General features: G+C 70.7%; 17 protein-coding genes. 4 read left to right on the top strand and 13 right to left on the bottom strand.

Translation table 11 applies throughout. The features are described from left to right. The first annotated feature begins 124 nt into the window (after positions 1–124). Together GGR12_RS12900 and GGR12_RS12895 are read left to right on the top strand one after the other, a co-directional pair. The gene (locus GGR12_RS12900; RefSeq protein ID WP_183204923.1) at positions 125–1,426 is read left to right on the top strand and encodes a metal-dependent hydrolase family protein; all 1,302 of its coding nucleotides are present in this window, start codon (positions 125–127) and stop codon (positions 1,424–1,426) included. Positions 1,427–1,428: 2 nt separating this feature from the next. Then, positions 1,429–1,812, top strand: coding sequence for a hypothetical protein (locus GGR12_RS12895; RefSeq protein WP_183204784.1), 384 nt, complete (start codon positions 1,429–1,431; stop codon positions 1,810–1,812). On the opposite strand, the gene lpxK is transcribed toward GGR12_RS12895, so the two are convergent. The 4 genes from lpxK to GGR12_RS12875 all read right to left on the bottom strand — a co-directional run bounded on the left by lpxK (position 1,809) and on the right by GGR12_RS12875 (position 6,817). Continuing rightward, entirely contained in the window at positions 1,809–2,828 is a 1,020-nt protein-coding gene (lpxK, locus tag GGR12_RS12890; protein WP_183204783.1) for a tetraacyldisaccharide 4'-kinase, read from the bottom strand. The genes GGR12_RS12895 and lpxK overlap by 4 nt on opposite strands. Then, positions 2,825–4,120, bottom strand: coding sequence for a 3-deoxy-D-manno-octulosonic acid transferase (locus GGR12_RS12885; protein WP_183204782.1), 1,296 nt, complete (start codon positions 4,118–4,120; stop codon positions 2,825–2,827). The genes lpxK and GGR12_RS12885 overlap by 4 nt, the downstream gene beginning before the upstream one ends. Then, the gene (locus tag GGR12_RS12880) at positions 4,120–4,809 is read right to left on the bottom strand and encodes a lysophospholipid acyltransferase family protein (RefSeq protein ID WP_183204781.1); all 690 of its coding nucleotides are present in this window, start codon (positions 4,807–4,809) and stop codon (positions 4,120–4,122) included. Before GGR12_RS12880 ends, GGR12_RS12885 begins: the two co-directional genes overlap by 1 nt. A 181-nt stretch (positions 4,810–4,990) precedes the next feature. Continuing rightward, on the bottom strand, positions 4,991–6,817 hold the full coding sequence (locus tag GGR12_RS12875; RefSeq protein WP_183204780.1) for an ABC transporter ATP-binding protein: 1,827 nt from the start codon (positions 6,815–6,817) through the stop codon (positions 4,991–4,993). A 204-nt stretch (positions 6,818–7,021) separates the two neighbouring features. On the opposite strand from GGR12_RS12875, the gene GGR12_RS16745 reads away from it, so the two are divergent. Continuing rightward, positions 7,022–8,935: a hybrid sensor histidine kinase/response regulator gene (locus tag GGR12_RS16745; protein ID WP_183204779.1), complete on the top strand. Its 1,914-nt coding sequence runs from the start codon at positions 7,022–7,024 to the stop codon at positions 8,933–8,935. Positions 8,936–8,942: 7 nt separating this feature from the next. On the opposite strand, the gene GGR12_RS12865 is transcribed toward GGR12_RS16745, so the two are convergent. Continuing rightward, complete coding sequence (locus GGR12_RS12865; RefSeq protein WP_183204778.1) at positions 8,943–9,284, bottom strand: hypothetical protein; 342 nt, start codon at positions 9,282–9,284, stop codon at positions 8,943–8,945. A 110-nt stretch (positions 9,285–9,394) separates the two neighbouring features. On the opposite strand from GGR12_RS12865, the gene GGR12_RS12860 reads away from it, so the two are divergent. Continuing rightward, the gene (locus GGR12_RS12860; protein WP_183204777.1) at positions 9,395–10,060 is read left to right on the top strand and encodes a fused DSP-PTPase phosphatase/NAD kinase-like protein; all 666 of its coding nucleotides are present in this window, start codon (positions 9,395–9,397) and stop codon (positions 10,058–10,060) included. Between the two features lie 3 nt (positions 10,061–10,063). On the opposite strand, the gene GGR12_RS12855 is transcribed toward GGR12_RS12860, so the two are convergent. From GGR12_RS12855 to GGR12_RS12820, 8 genes are all read right to left on the bottom strand, one after another. Next, entirely contained in the window at positions 10,064–10,294 is a 231-nt protein-coding gene (locus GGR12_RS12855; protein ID WP_183204776.1) for a hypothetical protein, read from the bottom strand. Further along, positions 10,291–10,497 (bottom strand): hypothetical protein, encoded by a 207-nt coding sequence (locus tag GGR12_RS12850; RefSeq protein ID WP_183204775.1) that lies wholly within the window; start codon positions 10,495–10,497, stop codon positions 10,291–10,293. Before GGR12_RS12850 ends, GGR12_RS12855 begins: the two co-directional genes overlap by 4 nt. A 66-nt stretch (positions 10,498–10,563) precedes the next feature. Further along, positions 10,564–10,809: a DUF4170 domain-containing protein gene (locus GGR12_RS12845; RefSeq protein WP_183204774.1), complete on the bottom strand. Its 246-nt coding sequence runs from the start codon at positions 10,807–10,809 to the stop codon at positions 10,564–10,566. A 29-nt stretch (positions 10,810–10,838) separates the two neighbouring features. Then, entirely contained in the window at positions 10,839–11,636 is a 798-nt protein-coding gene (locus GGR12_RS12840; RefSeq protein ID WP_183204773.1) for a 3'(2'),5'-bisphosphate nucleotidase CysQ, read from the bottom strand. Further along, the gene (locus GGR12_RS12835) at positions 11,633–12,985 is read right to left on the bottom strand and encodes a TldD/PmbA family protein (RefSeq protein ID WP_183204772.1); all 1,353 of its coding nucleotides are present in this window, start codon (positions 12,983–12,985) and stop codon (positions 11,633–11,635) included. Before GGR12_RS12835 ends, GGR12_RS12840 begins: the two co-directional genes overlap by 4 nt. Before the next feature lie 40 nt (positions 12,986–13,025). After that, positions 13,026–13,445: an MAPEG family protein gene (locus GGR12_RS12830; protein WP_183204771.1), complete on the bottom strand. Its 420-nt coding sequence runs from the start codon at positions 13,443–13,445 to the stop codon at positions 13,026–13,028. A 28-nt stretch (positions 13,446–13,473) separates the two neighbouring features. Further along, entirely contained in the window at positions 13,474–14,373 is a 900-nt protein-coding gene (locus tag GGR12_RS12825; RefSeq protein ID WP_183204770.1) for a retropepsin-like aspartic protease, read from the bottom strand. Next, complete coding sequence (locus GGR12_RS12820; RefSeq protein ID WP_183204769.1) at positions 14,370–16,214, bottom strand: M14 family metallopeptidase; 1,845 nt, start codon at positions 16,212–16,214, stop codon at positions 14,370–14,372. Before GGR12_RS12820 ends, GGR12_RS12825 begins: the two co-directional genes overlap by 4 nt. Positions 16,215–16,232: the final 18 nt, after the last annotated feature.

The raw sequence follows: 16,232 nt of genomic DNA, 5'->3' as shown, positions 1-16,232 counted from the left end.
GTTCACAGGAAGCGACGAGTTGTTTCAAAACATGTCCGGCGAGGCAACCTGAGCCTTGGCGAAGAGCCCCGGACGCGTATGGTGCAGCCCTCGCTTTGGGAGGGATACCGTGAAGTCGATTACGATGACGCTGGCGGCGCTGGCCGCATGTGTGGCCACAAGCGTTGCTGCGCAAACCCCCTCGTCGCCTCCCGGTTCGCCCGAGGCGGGAACGACGTTCGTGCAAGTGGGGCGGCTTCTGGCCGACCCGCAAACCGGCGTTGTGCAGCGCGATAAAACTCTCGTGATCGAAGGGAACCGGGTCGTCGAAATCCGCGACGGCTTCGTCGGAGAGGGCCGGATCGTCGATCTGCGCGACTCGTTCGTGCTGCCTGGACTGATCGACAGCCACGTCCACCTGACCGGTCAGCAGAACCCGAATTCCCGTCTGGAAGGCGTCACCCAGTCGGAATCCGACCAGGCGATGGTGGGCGCGCGCTATGCGCGGCGCACCCTGATGGCGGGCTTCACCACCGTCGCCGACCTGGGCGCGCCCAATGAGTCCATCTTCGCCCTGCGCGAGGCGACGCGCCGCGGCGACGTGCCCGGACCGCGCATCATCGCCTCGGGCGAGGCGGTGTCGATCCACGGCGGCCATGGCGATGTGAACGGCTACCGCGAAGACATCATGCATATGTTCACCAGCGAGAGCATCTGCTCGGGTCCGGAGGACTGCATGCGGGCGGTGCGGCTGCAGGTTCGCGCCGGGGCCGACATCATCAAGATCACCGCCACCGGCGGCGTGCTGTCGAACACGGCGGCGGGGCTGAACCAGCAGTTCTCGGACGAGGAGCTGGCGGCCATCGTCGCCGCGGCGCACCGCATGGGCCGCCAGGTGACGGCGCATGCGCACGGCGTGGACGGGATCAACAGCTTCCTGCGGGCCGGCGGCGACTCGATCGAGCACGGGACCTATCTGGACGACGAGTCGATCCGCCTGTTCCGCCGAGAGGGCGTGTATCTGGTGCCGACGCTGATGGCCGGCGACTTCGTGGCCCGCATCGCCTCGGGCCCGGACAATTTCTTCACCCCGGCCCAGACGGCCAAGGCGCTGGAGATCGGGCCGCGGATGATCGACATGGCGCGCCGCGCCCATGACGGCGGCGTGCGCATCGCCTTCGGAACGGACTCGGGCGTCTCGGCGCACGGCGACAACGCCCATGAGTTCGCCCTGCTGGTGCAGGCCGGGCTGACGCCGCTGGAGGCGATCCAGACGGCGACGGTCAATGCGGCGGCGCACCTGAAGCTGTCGGCCGAGGCCGGCCGCATCGCGCCGGGCATGCCGGCCGATCTGATCGCTGTCGGCGGCGACCCGCTGAGCGACGTGACCGAGCTGGAGCGCGTGCAGTTCGTGATGCGCGGCGGGACGGTTTATCGGGAGGAGTAGGAGTGTCGAACGTCCGGTCCGGACGGCTTCTGGCCGGGTTGTGCGTGGTCGTGCTCGGGAGTGCGGCCACACCGACCCGTGCTGAACCGGCGACGACGCCCTGTCCACCGCGATGGGGCGAGCCAGGGAAGCCGCTCGTCACGTCCGCGGAGACGGCGATCGCCATTTACGTGGCGGTCGAACGTGACTTCTTCCCCGCCGCTGATCCGGTCGGATTTCCGCAGGTCGAGGCGGTGGATCGGGGCGATTGGTGGGCAGTCTTCCGCTACCGTCCGGCCGAGCAGGGGGCTGACGGCGAACTACTGCTCACCTCCGGAGGCGGACAGTTGTCGGTTCGGATCGCCAAGTGCGATGGAGCCGTTTCAGACGTGCATCTCACCCGTTAGCCGCGGTCAGCCCCGCAATAGCCCCGCAATAGCCCCAGAAACCCCGCCTCGTCCTCGAACGTGGCCTTCACCGGCCATGAGGTGACGCGCGCGCGCCATTCGGGCGGGAGGCGGGACCAGTCCTTTTCCGTGGTGACCAGCGTCGCGCCGAACTGATCGGCGCGGTCGGCGAGGAAGCGGAGGTCTTCCTCGCGGAAGGCGGCGTGGTCGGGGAAGGGGGCGAAGTCGGCGAGGTCGGCGCCGGCGGCGATGAGCGAGCGCTCGACCTTCCACGGCTTGGCGATGCCGGCGAAACCGACCAGCGGGCCGGAGGGCGGCGGAGCGGCGGGCTCCAGCCGGGCGATGAAGACGGGCAGGGACCCGAACTGCTCCAGCAGCTCCGGATCGGGCTCGGCCAGGTCGGCGGGCATGAGAATGACGACGGCGTCGGCGCGGGCGAGGCCGGCCTTCAGCGGTTCGCGCATCGGGCCGGAAGGGAAGACGCCGCCGTCGCCGAAGGGCCATTCGTCGTCGCGCGTCTCGCCGTCGACGACGACGAGGCTGAGGGTCTTCTTGAGCGCCGGGTTCTGGTGACCGTCGTCGAGGACGACGGCCCTGGCGCCGTCCGCCGCCGCGGCGCGGGCGCCGGCGACGCGGTCGCGGGCGATCCAGGCGGGGCTGCCCAGGGCCAGCATCAGGGGCTCGTCGCCGACGTCGGCGGCGGTGTGGTTCTCCAGATCGACGCGGACCGGGCCTTGGAGCTTGCCGCCGTAGCCGCGCGACAGGGCGTGGGCGTCGACGCCGGACTGGCGCAACAGACGCAGGACCTCGCGGGCGACCGGAGTCTTGCCCGAGCCGCCGACGGTCAGATTGCCGATGGAGATGACCGGGACGCCCGGATCGACCGGCGTCGCATTGGCGATGCGGCGGGCGGTGGCGCCGGCCCAGACCCAGGACAGGGGCTTGAGCAGCATGCGGCGGACGGCGGCGTGGCGGCGGTCGCGCTGATACCACCAGCGGGGGGTCGACAGGCTCATCCGCGGCCCTTTGGAGCGGGCGGCGGGAGGAGGGGCGACAGGGCGTCCATCAGACGTTCGAGGCCCGAGCCGGCCTCGGCGGCGGCGCGGCGGGCGCGGTCGCCCATGTTGCGGGCGGCGGCCGGGTCGTCGAGCAGGGGCGTGAGGGCGGCGGGCAGGTCCCACGGGGCCTGGACGATCTGCAGGCCGCCGGCCTCGACCAGGGCCTCGGTCACCACGGCCCAGTTGGTCATGTCGGGACCGGTCAGGGCGGGCTTGCCGAGGCGGGCGGGCTCCAGCGGGTTGTGGCCGCCGACGGGGGGCTTCTCGAGCGCGGCGGAGAAGGAGCCGCCCATGATGACGACGTCGGCGAGGCGCAGGAACAGACCCATTTCGCCGAGGGTGTCGGCGACGTAGAGGTCGGTCTCGGCGTCCGGCTGGCGGCCCTGGGAGCGCAGGGCGAAGCGGTAGCCGTCGCGGGTCAGGGCCGTGGCGATGGCGGCGCTGCGTTCCGGGTGGCGCGGGATGAGGATGAGGCAGAGCCGCTCGTCCAGCTTGTCCAGCGCGCGGACGACGGCGATCTCCTCGCCGTCATGGGTGCTGGCGGCGACGACGACGGGGCGGTCGCCGATGGCGGCGCTGAGGCGGGTGAAGGCGGCGCCGTCATGCGGCGGGGCCTCGCCCGCCAGCTTGAGGTTCACATGGCCGTCGATGTGGGCGCCGAGGCTTTCGAGGCGTTCGCCGGAGGTCCCGTCCTGCGGCAGGATGCGGTCGAAGGCGGACAGGATCTGGCGCGCGGCGGCCGGGAAGCGGCGCCAGCCGTCGACGGTCTTCTCGGTGATGCGGGCGCTGGCGAGGATCAGACGGACGCCGCGCTTGCGGGCGTCGAGGATCAGGTTGGGCCACAGCTCGCTCTCGACGAACACAGCGGCCGCGGGGCGCCAGTGGTCGAGGAAGGCGGCGACCGCGCCGGGGGCGTCGACGGGGGCGAACTGATGAATGACGCCCTCGGGCAGGCGCCGCGCCAGCAGGGAGGCCGAGGTGAGGGTGCCGGAGGTGACCAGCACGGTCAGGTCGGGGCGGGTGGCGCGCAGGCGCTCGACGACCGGCAGGAGGGACAGGGTCTCGCCGACGCTGACTCCGTGCAGCCAGACGACCTCGCCGGCCGGGCGGGCGACGGAGGCGACGCCGAGGCGCTCGTCGACGCGGACCGGGTCCTCCTTGCCCTGGCGCGCGCGGGCGTCGAGCAGGCGCGGGGCCAGCGGCTCGATCATCCGGGTGAGCAGGCGGTAGACGAGGAGGGCGGGGCTCATCAGACGCGCTCCAGACCGGTGATGGCGTCGGCCTCGGCCTCGACGGCGGTGAGGCGTTGGGCCCAGTCGAGGGCGACCTCGGACAGGTCGGCGCCGGCAGGGTAGTCGACCCGTTCCCAGACGATGGCGCCCTTGCCGAAGGGCAGGGGCAGGAGCGAGCGGTCCCAGCTGCCGAGCCGGATGGCCGGGCTGCAGGACAGGCCGACCAGCAGGGCCGGATCGCCGGACAGGCGGGCGAGGGAGGGGAAGCCCTCGGCCATCTGACGCACGGGGCCGCGCGGACCATCCGGGGTGAGGGCGATGCCGCCGCCGGACTTCAGGTGGCGCAAACCGTCACGGAGGGCCTGGGTGCCGCCCTTGGCGCGGTCGGCCTTGTCCTTGTTGGCCGATGAGCCGCGGATGGCCGGGAAGCCGAGGCGGGCGACGGCGCGGGCGATGAACTGGCCGTCGGGCGACAGGGAGATGAGGGCGCGGGGCGGCTGGGCCCGGTCCAGCGGCCAGCAGGCGGGGGCGAGGGCGATGCGCGAATGCCAGAAGGCGACGACGACGCCGCCGCCCTGTTTCCAGACCGCTTCGGCGACGTCCTGATTGCGGTGGGTCCAGCGGATGGTGGCGAAGCAGAAGCGCATCCACTGCGCCAGGGTCCAGGCGAGGGCGGTCTGGATGGCCGGGTTTCGCAGGGGCCTCATGGGCGCACGCTCAAAAGCCCTCCCCTCGAGGGGGAGGGTTGGGTGGGGTGGAGACCAGGTGCGTGTGATCGGGACCGGAAGGCGCCGGAGTCCTGGAGGCCGTAGCCGGACACAGCGCGCCTCCACCCCATCCCCCGACCCCTTCCCCCTCGGGGGGAAGGGGAGATTTGCAGTGCGTCCATCAGCTGACCGCCGCGACCGGGTCGCCGTCCAGCGACTGCTGCCGGGCGAGGCGGGCGTAGAGGCCGCCCTTGCGGACCAGGCCCGCGTGGGTGCCCTGTTCGACCACCTTGCCGGCCTCGATGACATAGATGCGGTCGGCGTTGCGCACCGTCGACAGCCGGTGGGCGATCATCAGGGTGGCGCGACCCTGCATCAGCCGCTCCAGCGCCGCCTGAACGAGGGCCTCGCTCTCGGTGTCGAGGGCCGAGGTGGCCTCGTCGAGCAGGAGGATGGGGGCATCCTTGAGGAAGGCGCGGGCGATGGCGATGCGCTGGCGCTGGCCGCCGGACAGGCGCAGGCCCGCCTCGCCGGCGCGGGTCAGATAGCCCTCGGGCAGGGCGGAGATGAAGTCGTGGGCGGCGGCGTTGGCGGCGGCGGCCTCGATCTCCTCCTGGGAGGCGCCGGGGCGGCCGTAGGCGATGTTGGCGGCGATGGTGTCGTCGAACAGGAACGGCTCCTGCGTCACCAAGGCGATGCGGGCGCGCAGGTCGTGCAGCTTCAGCTCGCGGATGTCCTGGTCGTTGACGGTCACGGCGCCCGAGGTGACGTCGTAGAACCGGGGCAGAAGCGACAGGATGGTCGACTTTCCGCCGCCCGACGGGCCGACGAGGGCGACCGTCTCGCCCGGCTTCACGGTCAGGGAAACGTCGGACAGGGTGGGGGCGCCGCTGGGGGCGTAGGCGAAGCTGACCTTGTCGAAGGCGACGGTGACGGGACCGTCGGCCAGCGGCAGGGCGTCGGGCGCCTCGCGAATCTCGGGCTGGATGTCGAGCGAGGCGAACAGGCGCCGCGCCGCGGTGAGGCCCTCGGCCATGACGGTCTGCAGATTGGTGACCTGACGGAGCGACTGGCCGGCGGCCATCAGCAGGCCGATGTAGGCGGCGAAGGAGCCGACGCTCATCTGACCCTGGCGGGCCTGCCAGCCGGCGTAGGCCATGACGGCGGCGACGACGACCATGGCCACCAGGTTGGAGAAGGGGCCGGCGAAGGCGCGGCTGTCGGCGGACTTGATGACGTGGCGCTGGCGGCGGTTGACGACCTCACCGACGCGGGCCTCCTCGGCCGCCTCGCGGTTCTCGATCTTGATCAGGCGGACGCCGTCGAGGTTCTCCATCAGGGCGGTGGAGAGGTTCGAGGTCTCGACCATGGCGCCGGTGGTGGCCTTGCGCATGCGCTTGCCGAAGCGGCGCAGGACGAAGGCGATCAGCGGCGCGCCCAGCAGCACGATCATGGTCAGGCGCCAGTCGGTCCAGGCCATGTAGCCGATGACCGCGATCAGGGTCAGGCCGTGCTGGGTGTAGTTGACCACGCCGTTGGTGAAGGCCTCGCGCACCAGGTTGGCGTCGAACAGGACCGAGGAGACGAAGCCGCCGGAGTGCTGGCTGCGCAGGCGGGCCAGGTCGGCGCGGATCATGGCCCCGAACAGCCGCACCTGGATGTCGCCGACGATGCCGTGGCCCAGCCGGTTGACCAGGGCGGCCTGGCCGAGGGCGGCGGCGGTCCAGATCAGGCCGGCGCCGATGATGATCAGGGGAATCCAGGTCAGGGCGTTGCCCGGCGGGACGGTGAAGACGCCCCAGATGGTCACCGGCTTGCCGAGGAACAGGCCGTCGATGGCCGGCTCGAGCAGCTGCAGCACGGTGGCGGCCATGATCCCCACCACGGCGGCGCACAGGATCGACAGGAACAGCGCCGCCTTGTGATGCGAGAGGTAGTCGCGCCAGATTCGCGCCAGCAACGGGCGCAGCGCCTCTTTCTCGTCGTCGGCCGGAGCGGGTGGAGTCATCGGTCCGAGGTCGGACGGCTGCGGGGGGAAGTCAAGCGGGGAGGTTGCGCACAGGCGTGGCGGGGGCGGTCGATGCGCCAGTTTCGATCCGCTGATCCCGCGTTGTGCACGGGAACCGACCTGAGCCGTATTCGTTAACGCCAATCGCGCCAGATGATTGGCGCGCGCCGGGGGGCAGTGGCTTTGGACGATGGGCGGATCGAGATGAGGGCGGACGAGGGCCGGTACCGGCTCCTGGTCGAGTCGATCACCGACTACGCCATCTACATGCTCGACACCGACGGCACGGTGACCAGCTGGAACCCGGGGGCGCAGCGCTTCAAGGGGTATACGGCCGAGGAGATCGTCGGCCGGCATTTCTCCCGCTTCTATTCCGAAGAGGATCAGGCCGCGGGCGTTCCGGCCCGGGCGCTGATGCTGGCGGAGACGGAGGGGCGGTTCGAGGCCGAGGGCTGGCGCATCCGCAAGGACGGGACGCGGTTCTGGGCGCACGTGGTCATCGATCCGATCCGGGTGGGCGACGAACTGGTCGGCTACGCCAAGATCACGCGCGACCTGACCGAGCGGAAGAAGGCGCAGGAGGCGCTGCACGCCAGCCAGGAGCAGTTCAGGCTGCTGGTGCAGGGGGTGACCGACTACGCCATCTACATGCTGGACATGGATGGCCATGTCGCGAGCTGGAACCAGGGGGCGCGGCGGATCAAGGGCTATGCGCCGCGCGAGATCCTGGGGCGGCATTTCTCGGAGTTCTATACGGAAGAGGACCGCGCGGCGGGCCTGCCCGGACAGGCGCTGGCCACCGCCCTGGCGGAGGGACGGTTCGAGACCGAGGGCTGGCGGGTGCGCAAGGACGGCACGCGGTTCCAGGCCCACGTCATCGTCGATGTGATCCGCGACGAGGCGGGCGAGCCGATCGGCTTCGCCAAGATCACCCGCGACGTGACCGAGCGGCTGGAGAACCAGCGGGCGCTGGAGCAGGCGCGCGAGGCCCTGTTCCAGGCCCAGAAGATCGAGGCCATCGGCCAGCTGACCGGCGGGGTGGCGCACGATTTCAACAATCTGCTAGCGGCGATCCTGGGCAGCCTGGAGCTGGTGCGGAAGCGCCTTCCCTATGATCCGCGGATCACGCCGCTGCTGGAGAATGCGGTGCAGGGGGCGGAGCGGGGCGCGGCGCTGACGGAGCGGATGCTGGCCTTCGCGCGCAAGCAGGAACTGACCATGCAGGCGGTGGACGTGCCGGTGCTGGTGCGGGGGATGGCGGACTTCATGCAGCGCACCCTCGGCGGGACGATCGATCTGCAGCTGGTGTTCCCCGGGCGGCTGCCGAAGATTCACACCGATGCGAACCAGCTGGAGGCGTCGCTGCTGAACCTGGTGGTGAACTCGCGCGATGCGATGCCCGCGGGCGGCTCCATCACCATCACGGCGCGGACGGAACGGATCGTCGAGCGCGGCGGGCAGCTGGAGCCCGGCGACTATGTGCTCATCGAGGTGACCGACACGGGCGAGGGGATGGACGCCGAAACGGTTGCCCGCTCGGCCGAGCCGTTCTTCACAACCAAGGGCGTCGGCAAGGGCACCGGTCTGGGTCTGTCGATGGTGCATGGACTGGCCGCACAGTCCGGCGGACGCATCGGGGTGAAGAGCGAGGTCGGCAAGGGCACGACGATCGACCTGTGGTTCCCCGCCTTCGAGGGCGAGGTGGTCGATCCGATCGATGGGCCGATGAGCGTGTCGCCGCTGGGCGCGGACCGGCTGCTGGTGCTGGTGGTGGACGACGACAACCTGGTGCTGACCAATACGACGGCCATGCTGGACGACCTGGGCCATGAGGTCCTTTCGGCGTCATCCGGGCGGGAGGCGCTGGCGCTGCTGCATCAGCATCCGGAGGTCGATCTGGTGGTCACCGACGAGGTGATGCCGGGCATGACCGGGACGGAGCTGGCGGTGGCGATCCGGGCGCGGGCGCCGCAGATGCCGGTGATCCTGGCGACGGGCTACGCCGACCTGCTGCTGGAGACGAAGCCGCGCAGCCTGAACCTGCCGCGGCTGGCCAAGCCGTTCACCCAGGCGCAGCTCGCGAAGGCGGTGGACGCGTCAGTGGAGCGGGCGGCGTAGGCGCCGGTCAGCCAGCGTCGCCGCGTGGTCGATCGCGGCGGAACCAGCCTGCGACCTCCTTCGCCACGCCCCATTGGAACAGGTAGATGAAGTAGAGGCCGACGCCGACAGCTGCCGTGAAGGCCACGGCGCCGACACCGGCCAGGACCCCATGGGCCAATCCCGCTTTCACAGCGATCCATGCGCCGATGAAGCAAGACCAGATGGCGATGACTATCGCAAGAATCTTACGGGCAATGCGTTCGCGTGCTCCGATCTGTGGCGGCGCGGGCTTTGGCGGCCGGGTCGGCGGCGCCGCGGGCGCAATGGCGGCCTCCTGTCGCGCAATGTCCCTTGCGAGATCCTTCAACCGTTGTTCTGTCGTCGGTTTGGGCATGGCGTGACTGTAACATCGCGGAGCGACGGATTGCGATCCTCGTGCGGATGACGCGGGGCATGTGAACCGCTATCTGCGGGCCTATGGCGCGTTACGACCTCTCGACCCCCAAAGGCCGGTTCAAGGCGAAGTGGGACTATGTGTGGAAGGACCACGCCTTTCTGAGGCGGTGGTTCTCGAACGCGCACTGGCTGGGGCCGGACCTGGTGCGGACCAACCAGCCGTCGCCGCGGCAGCTGGCGTACTGGAAATCACAGGGCATCAAGACGGTGATCAACCTGCGCGGGGCGCGGGACGAGGCCTATTATGCGCTGGAGAAGGACGCCTGCGAGCGGCTGGGGCTGACCCTGATCGACGCGCCGCTGGACAGCCGCGACCCGCCGCAGCGGGACCGCATCCACCGGGCGCGGGAGCTGTTCAAAACGATCGAGTATCCGGTGCTGATCCACTGCAAGTCGGGCGCGGACCGGGCCGGGATGATGGCGGTCTTCTATCGCCACTTCCATCTGGGCGAACCGATGTCGGAAGCCATCAAGCAGCTGGACAAGAAATACCTGCACCACCGCGAGGGGCTGACCGGGGTGCTGGACTATACGCTGGAGAAATACCTGAAGGAGGTGGAGCCGACCGGCGTCAGCTTCATCGACTGGGTGGACAGCGACGCCTACGACCCGAAGGCGATCCGGGCCGAGTTCAAGGCGAACTGGTGGGGGACGGTGCTGACCGAGAAGCTGCTGAAGCGCGAGTAGGCGTCAGCCCCAGGGGCCGCGCGGGCCGTCGGACGAACGCGGCGGGGCCTGGCCGTCCTGCTCCATGGACAGTTCGGCGTCGCGGCGGGCCTTGCGCTCGGACTCCCAGCGCTGGAACCAGTGCGTCCAGCTGCGTTCGCCGCGCCAGGCCATCAGCCACAGGACGAGCGCCGTCAGCAGGAAGATGAGGCTGAAGATCTCTTCCGGGCCGAAGGTGCGTCCGAACAGGGTCATGGGCGGGTGTCGGTCCTGGGCGGCGCGGCCGCGTCATCGTAGTGGATCGGCCGGGCGGGCTCACCCGGCGTGACCGGATCGTTCCACGCCGTATCGGATTCCAGCGGCGCGTTGCTGGATTCTGTCTTCTTGCCGCGGGTCGCCCAGACGACGATGCCGACGCCGAGCGCCAGCAAAATCAGGACGATCAGAATGGCGTTCATGGCGTAGGACCCTCCGTCAGCATCGCTGTCTTAAGCGAAGCGTTCCAGGCGCGCCTGCGGTTCCGCTTAGTGTTCGTGCTTGTCGGTGCTCGGGTCAATGAGCCGGTGCGCATGCAGGATGAAATAGCGCATGTGGGCGTTGTCGACCGTCGCCTGGGCGCGGGCCTTCCACGCCTTGCGGGCTTCCTCGTAGTTCGGGAAGGCGCCGACGAACTCGACCTGTTTCAGGTCGCGGAAGACGGGCTTGTCCGGATGGGTCAGCTCTCCGCCGATGACGATATGGAGCAGCTGGTGGTCGGCGTCGGCGGTCATGGCGGGCTCCGGGGGGCGGAAGGCTGGTTCTAGCGGGGCGCGAGCGGAATAGTCGCTGTGCGCCGCACGATCAACGGGTGAAGCGCCGGAGCGGAGCAGATCAGGCTGCTTTGGCGCGGATCGAGCTGGTTGAAGCCCCACGGCCCGCCGTGGTGATCGGTGACCCTGGCCCCCGCCTCCTCGGCGATGAGGGCGCCGGCGCAGACGTCCCAGTCCCATTTCGGCGTCAGGGCGATGGCCGCATCGAAGGCGCCCGCGGCGACCAGGGCCATGCGGTAGGCGATGGCGTTGCGCTTCTCGAAACGCATGGCGGGCCAGGGCTCGGCCCAGTGCGGGCCCTCCAGCAGGCGGGCATCGCCGAGCACCGAGGCGTCGTCGAGGTCGGTGGTGTCCGAGGCGGTGATGGGCTGACCGTTCAGGGTCGCGCCGCCGCCGAGGGTTGCGGCGAAGGTCTCGTCCAGGGCCGGGGCGTGGATGACGGCGGCGACCGGGCGGCCGTTCTCGACCACGGCGATCGGGATGCACCACCACGGCTTGCCCTTCATGTAGGCGACCGTGCCGTCGATGGGGTCGACGACGAAGATGCGTTCGCGGCCGATGCGCTCGGGGCCGTCGGCGGTCTCCTCGGACAGCCAGCCGTAGTCGGGGCGGGCCCCGAGCAGGGAGGCGCGCAGCAACTGGTCGACGGCCATGTCGGCCGAGGTGACGGGCGAGCCGCCGGACTTGGACCAGATCTTCAGGCCGCGGTCGCGCTCGGCGAGCGCCAGACGGCCGGCGGCGACGGCGGCGTCGCGGATCAGGGCCAGGTCTGACGCGTAGTCGCTCATTTTCCTGCGATGGCGACGGCGTCGAACAGCAGGGAGGGGCTGTTGAAGCTGCCGCGGAACTCCAGATCGGAACCCGGGACCATGCGGGCCCAGAGGTCCTTGAGGGCGCCGGCGACGGTGATCTCGCTGACGGGCCAGGCGATGACGCCGTTCTCGAACCAGAAGCCCGACACGCCGGCGGACCAGTCACCGTTGTTGGCGTTGAGCGACGGGCCGAACATCGAGGTGATGAGCAGGCCGGTCCCGGCCTCGGCCATCAGACCGTCGAGGTCCTGCTCGCCAGGCTCGAGGTGCAGGTTGTGGGTCGAGACGCCTGGCGGGCCGGCGAGGCCGCGCGAGGCGTGGCCGGTGGAGGCGAGGCCCAGCTGGGCGGCGGCCGGGCTGTTGAGCAGCCAGGTGGTCAGGACGCCGTCGTCGACGATGGCCTGACGGGTGACGGCCACGCCCTCGTCGTCGAAGGGGGTGGAGCCGAGACCGCGCGGGCGGAAGGGATCGTCGATCAGGCTGACGCCCTTCGGCAGCACGGGCTGGCCGAGGCGGTCCTTGAGGAAGGAGGTGCCGCGCGCGATCGAGGGGCCGGAGACGGCGCCGAGCAGGGGCGACAGGACCTGGGTGGCGACGCGGTTCTCGAAGATCACCGGGGCGGTGGTCGAGGCGATCTTGCGGGCGCCGGTGCGGGCCACCGCGCGGCGGCCGGCGAAGGCGCCGATGCTTTCGGCCGAGGGCAGGTCGGAGAGGTGGCGGGTGGCGCGGTGCTCGCCGCCGCGTTCCATGACGCCGTCCTGTTCGGCGATGACGCCGACGCCCAGCGAGAAGGCCGAGCCGTGATAGGCGCCGTCGAAGCCGTGCGAGGTGACCAGACGCCAGCGGCTGGTGGAGTGCGAGGCGTGGCCGCCTTCCGACTTGGCGACGCCGTCGACGGCGAGGGCGGCGGCTTCGGCCTCGGCGGAGGCGGCCTCCAGCTCGGCGGCGCTGCGTTCTGACGGGTCGAACAGGTCGAGGTCGGCGAAGGGGCCGTGGGCGAGGCGGTCCTGCGGGGCGAGGCCGGCGTACGGATCCTCGGGCGCGAGGCGGGCCATGGCGACGGCGCGTTCGACCAGGCGGCTGCGGGTGGCCTCGGACAGGTCGGAGGCGGAGACGGTGGCCTGACGCTTGCCGATGAAGACGCGCAGGCCGAGGTCGCGGCTCTCCTCGCGCTCGACATCCTCGAGGGCGCCGTTGCGGACGCCGACCGAAAGCGAGGCGCGCTCGGAGGAGACCGCCTCGGCGGCGTCGGCGCCGGCCTTCAGCGCGGCGGCGACGAGGGCGGGGAGGATGTCGGCGGAAGCGGCGTCACGCGGGGAAGTCATGCCCCGATATGACGGCGCGGCCCCGGCGGCGCAACCGCCCTCAGAGGAAGCTGGCGACGATCAGCAGGAGGGCGGCGGCGATCAGCGGGATGTGGGTCAGCGCCATGCCGAGCATGCGGCCGAGCGCCGGTTGCTTCTGCTGACCCATGCCCCAGGCGTGGAGGATGCGGCCGAGGACGAAGGCGCCGCCGATCACATGGATGACCAGGGCGCTGTAGAAGATCGCCAGGATAACCAGGGCGATGAGGGTGATCGGCACGTATTCGACGGCGTTGCCGAAGGCGCGGGTGGTCGCGGTCAGCTCGGCATGGCCGCCGTCGCCGGTCGAGACCTTGAGCCGGCGGCGGCCCAGGCTGATGCGGATCGACAGGATCAGCAGCAGCAGGAGCGACAGGCCGGCCCACAGGGCGACCGCCTGGAAGGACTCGGTGTGGAAGGTCAGCGCCTCGACGTTGGACATGGGCTCCCCCGGATGTGCCGTCCGGGTGTCAGGCCCGGCAGTCGCCGTAGAAGGTCATCTGTTTCGCCGGATAGTCCAGCAGCATCTTGAGGCCGAGGGCGCGGAACAGGCCGTTGCCGAGGTTGGCGATGCGGGTCTCGGGCGAGCCGGCGTCGCGGCGCACGCGGACCGTCTGGCCGGCAGGCAGGACGAAGGGGCCGAAGCTGACGGGGGCGTCGAGGACGACCACGGCGTTGGTCGTCGCGCCGCGCGCGCCGGTGACCCGGGCCTCGCCCGTGACGGTGAGGCGGGAGTCGAGCAGCCGCGCGCCGCTTTGCAGCAGGCCGATGGTCCCGTTCGAGCCGGTGTCGATGGAGGCGGGGCCTTCCACGTCGCCGAAGCGGACGGGGATGACGGGGATGGTGTCGTCGGCGAAGGAGACGAGCGGCGTGCGCCACGACGAGCGGCAAACGGCGGTCTGGGCGGCGGCGTCCGCAGTTGTGTCGAGGACGGAGACCGCGTCGTCGATGTAGTCGATCAGGACGATGCGCGACGACAGGAAGCTGTAGCCGAGGACGCCGTCGAGCGGCTTGCCGTAGCGGGCGCGCAGAGGCGCCATGTCCATCGCCACGGCCTCGACGGCCGGGACGCCCAGATCGCCGAGGCGCAGGTCGCGAACGGTGACGGGGGTGATGGCCGCGTCGCCGTCGCCGACGCCTTCAGCCGCGCCTGCGGGCCCGTCGAGCGGGAGGCCGAGCGCGCGGGCGGTCTCCAGATCGACGACCGAGGGATCGACGCCAGTGTCGAGCAGCATGACCAGCGGGCGGCCGTCGACGACCAGGTCGAGGGCGACGGAGCCTCCGTGCGGATCGAACGGGACGGTCACCGACTGGGCGCAGACCGGCGCCGCCGCGAGGCTGATCAAGGCGACGGCGGCGGCGAGCCTCAAGGGCGGGTTTCCCGGCCCACCGGATAGAGGCGGTAGTGGTCGTCGTAGAAGGGGGTGCGCTCGTAGAACCACTGCAGGCGGGCGTCGCCGTCGGCGGCGAAGGCCGGTTCGGCGGCCAGTTTCGCCTCGAACTCGGCCTTGAGGGCCGGGTCGGCGGCCATCATGCGCTCGGCCAGCGGGGCGATGGCGTAGCCCTCGATGTATTCGACGCGGCTGAGCACCTCGGGGAACATGCCCCAGGCGAAGAAGCTCTCGTTCGACTGCGGCTCCAGCAGCAGGACGACGATGTCGCCGAGCGGCTGGTCGGTCGGGACGCGCACCGAGCCGGTCGGGAAGGTCCAGTCGCGACGCAGCGGGGTGACGCTGGTGACCGTGACCGGCACGTGGCCCTCGTTGGCGCGGGTCGCCAGCTTCGGATCGTTGAGGCGCAGCAGGTCGACGGAGACGGTGCGCGGCGCGTCGAGCGTCTCCATGGTCACGCCGTGGACGCGCAGACGCTCGATCAGGTCGGTGCGGTACGACGGGACCCAGTAGGCCTCGGGCCGGTCCAGCGTCAGGGTCGGGTGCGAGCCGTAGAAGGGCATCTGCCACAGGACGGGATCGGGCTGGCCGAGCCAACGGACCTCGCGGCGGCCCGAGGCGGGGCTGTCGTAGGTCTCCCAGGTGATGCCCTTGAAGGCGCGGGTGGTGGCGGGCTGGGCGTCGGCCTCGAAATTGGCCGGGATCTGCGCCGGGCGCAGGGCGCTGTCGGCGGCGATGGCGGTGCGCAGGTCGCGGCCGTCGGCGGCGAGGGTGCGCATGGCCTGTTCGAGGAAGACGTAGGTGCCGAGGACGCGCTGCTCGTAGCCCTTGAGGCTGTGGTTCTCGATCAGGATGGTCGGGACGTGGGCGGCGGAGCCCCAGCCGTTGGAGAAGCGCTCTCCGAGGCCGCCGTCGGACAGGCCTGCGCGGGGATTGGAGTCGTCGACGCCGAAGACCAGTTCGCCCGGGATGTGGCCCTGGCCTTCGAGAGCGGCGTTGACGGCCGGCTTGAAGGCGCTGTCCAGCCAGGCGGCGGTGGCGGGGGAGCGGGAATAGACGCCGTCCTCGCCGTTGTAGCCGTAGGTGACGTCGTACTGGTAATCCATGCCGTCGGTGACATGGATGTCGACGTAGAGATCGGGCCGGTACTTCACGATCAGACCGCGAACGGCCTGCATCTCGGGCTGGTCCAGCTTCAGGTAGTCGCGGTTGAGGTTCTGGTTGGTCGCCGTGTTGCGCCAGCCCTGGATGCGCGGTCCGCGCTGGTTGGGGCGGGAGTAGGCCGAGGCGCGCTCATGGCCGTCGACCGAGAGGATGGGGATCAGGATCAGGTTGACCCGGTCCAGCAGGTCCGACTTGCCGTAGAAGGCGATGTCGCGGAGCAGCATCATGCCCGCGTCCTTGCCGTCGATCTCGCCCGGATGGATGCCGGCCTGGGCCAGCAGGACGGGCTTGGACGGGTCGAAGGCGGCGCCGTCTTTGGAGGCGATGACGGCGTACATCGGACGGCCTTCCGGCGAGACGCCGAACTGTTCGATGCGGATCAGGTCGGAGGCGGCGTCCAGGCGGTCGAACCAGGCGCGGGTGTCGGCGTAGGTCGGGCTGAAGTCGTGGTCCGCGTCAGCCTCGAAGGCGGTGACCCAGGGATCCGAAGCGTCGCGCAGCAGCGACCGGCTGGCTCCGTCCCACTGCTGCGCGGGCGGCAGGAACGGCTGATCCCAGGGGGCGGCGTTGGGGACGGACGGGGGGGAGGACTGGGACACGGCGGGACTCGCGATCAGGGCGGCGGCGGCGGCCGCGCATATCAGGACTTGGCGCATGGAGGTCTTCGTCCGCCA

Source organism: Brevundimonas lenta, assembly GCF_014196335.1.
GTDB classification, from domain to species: domain Bacteria; phylum Pseudomonadota; class Alphaproteobacteria; order Caulobacterales; family Caulobacteraceae; genus Brevundimonas; species Brevundimonas lenta.
Note: the sequence above shows the minus strand (reverse complement) of the source record. Positions and strands in the feature narration are given on the sequence as shown.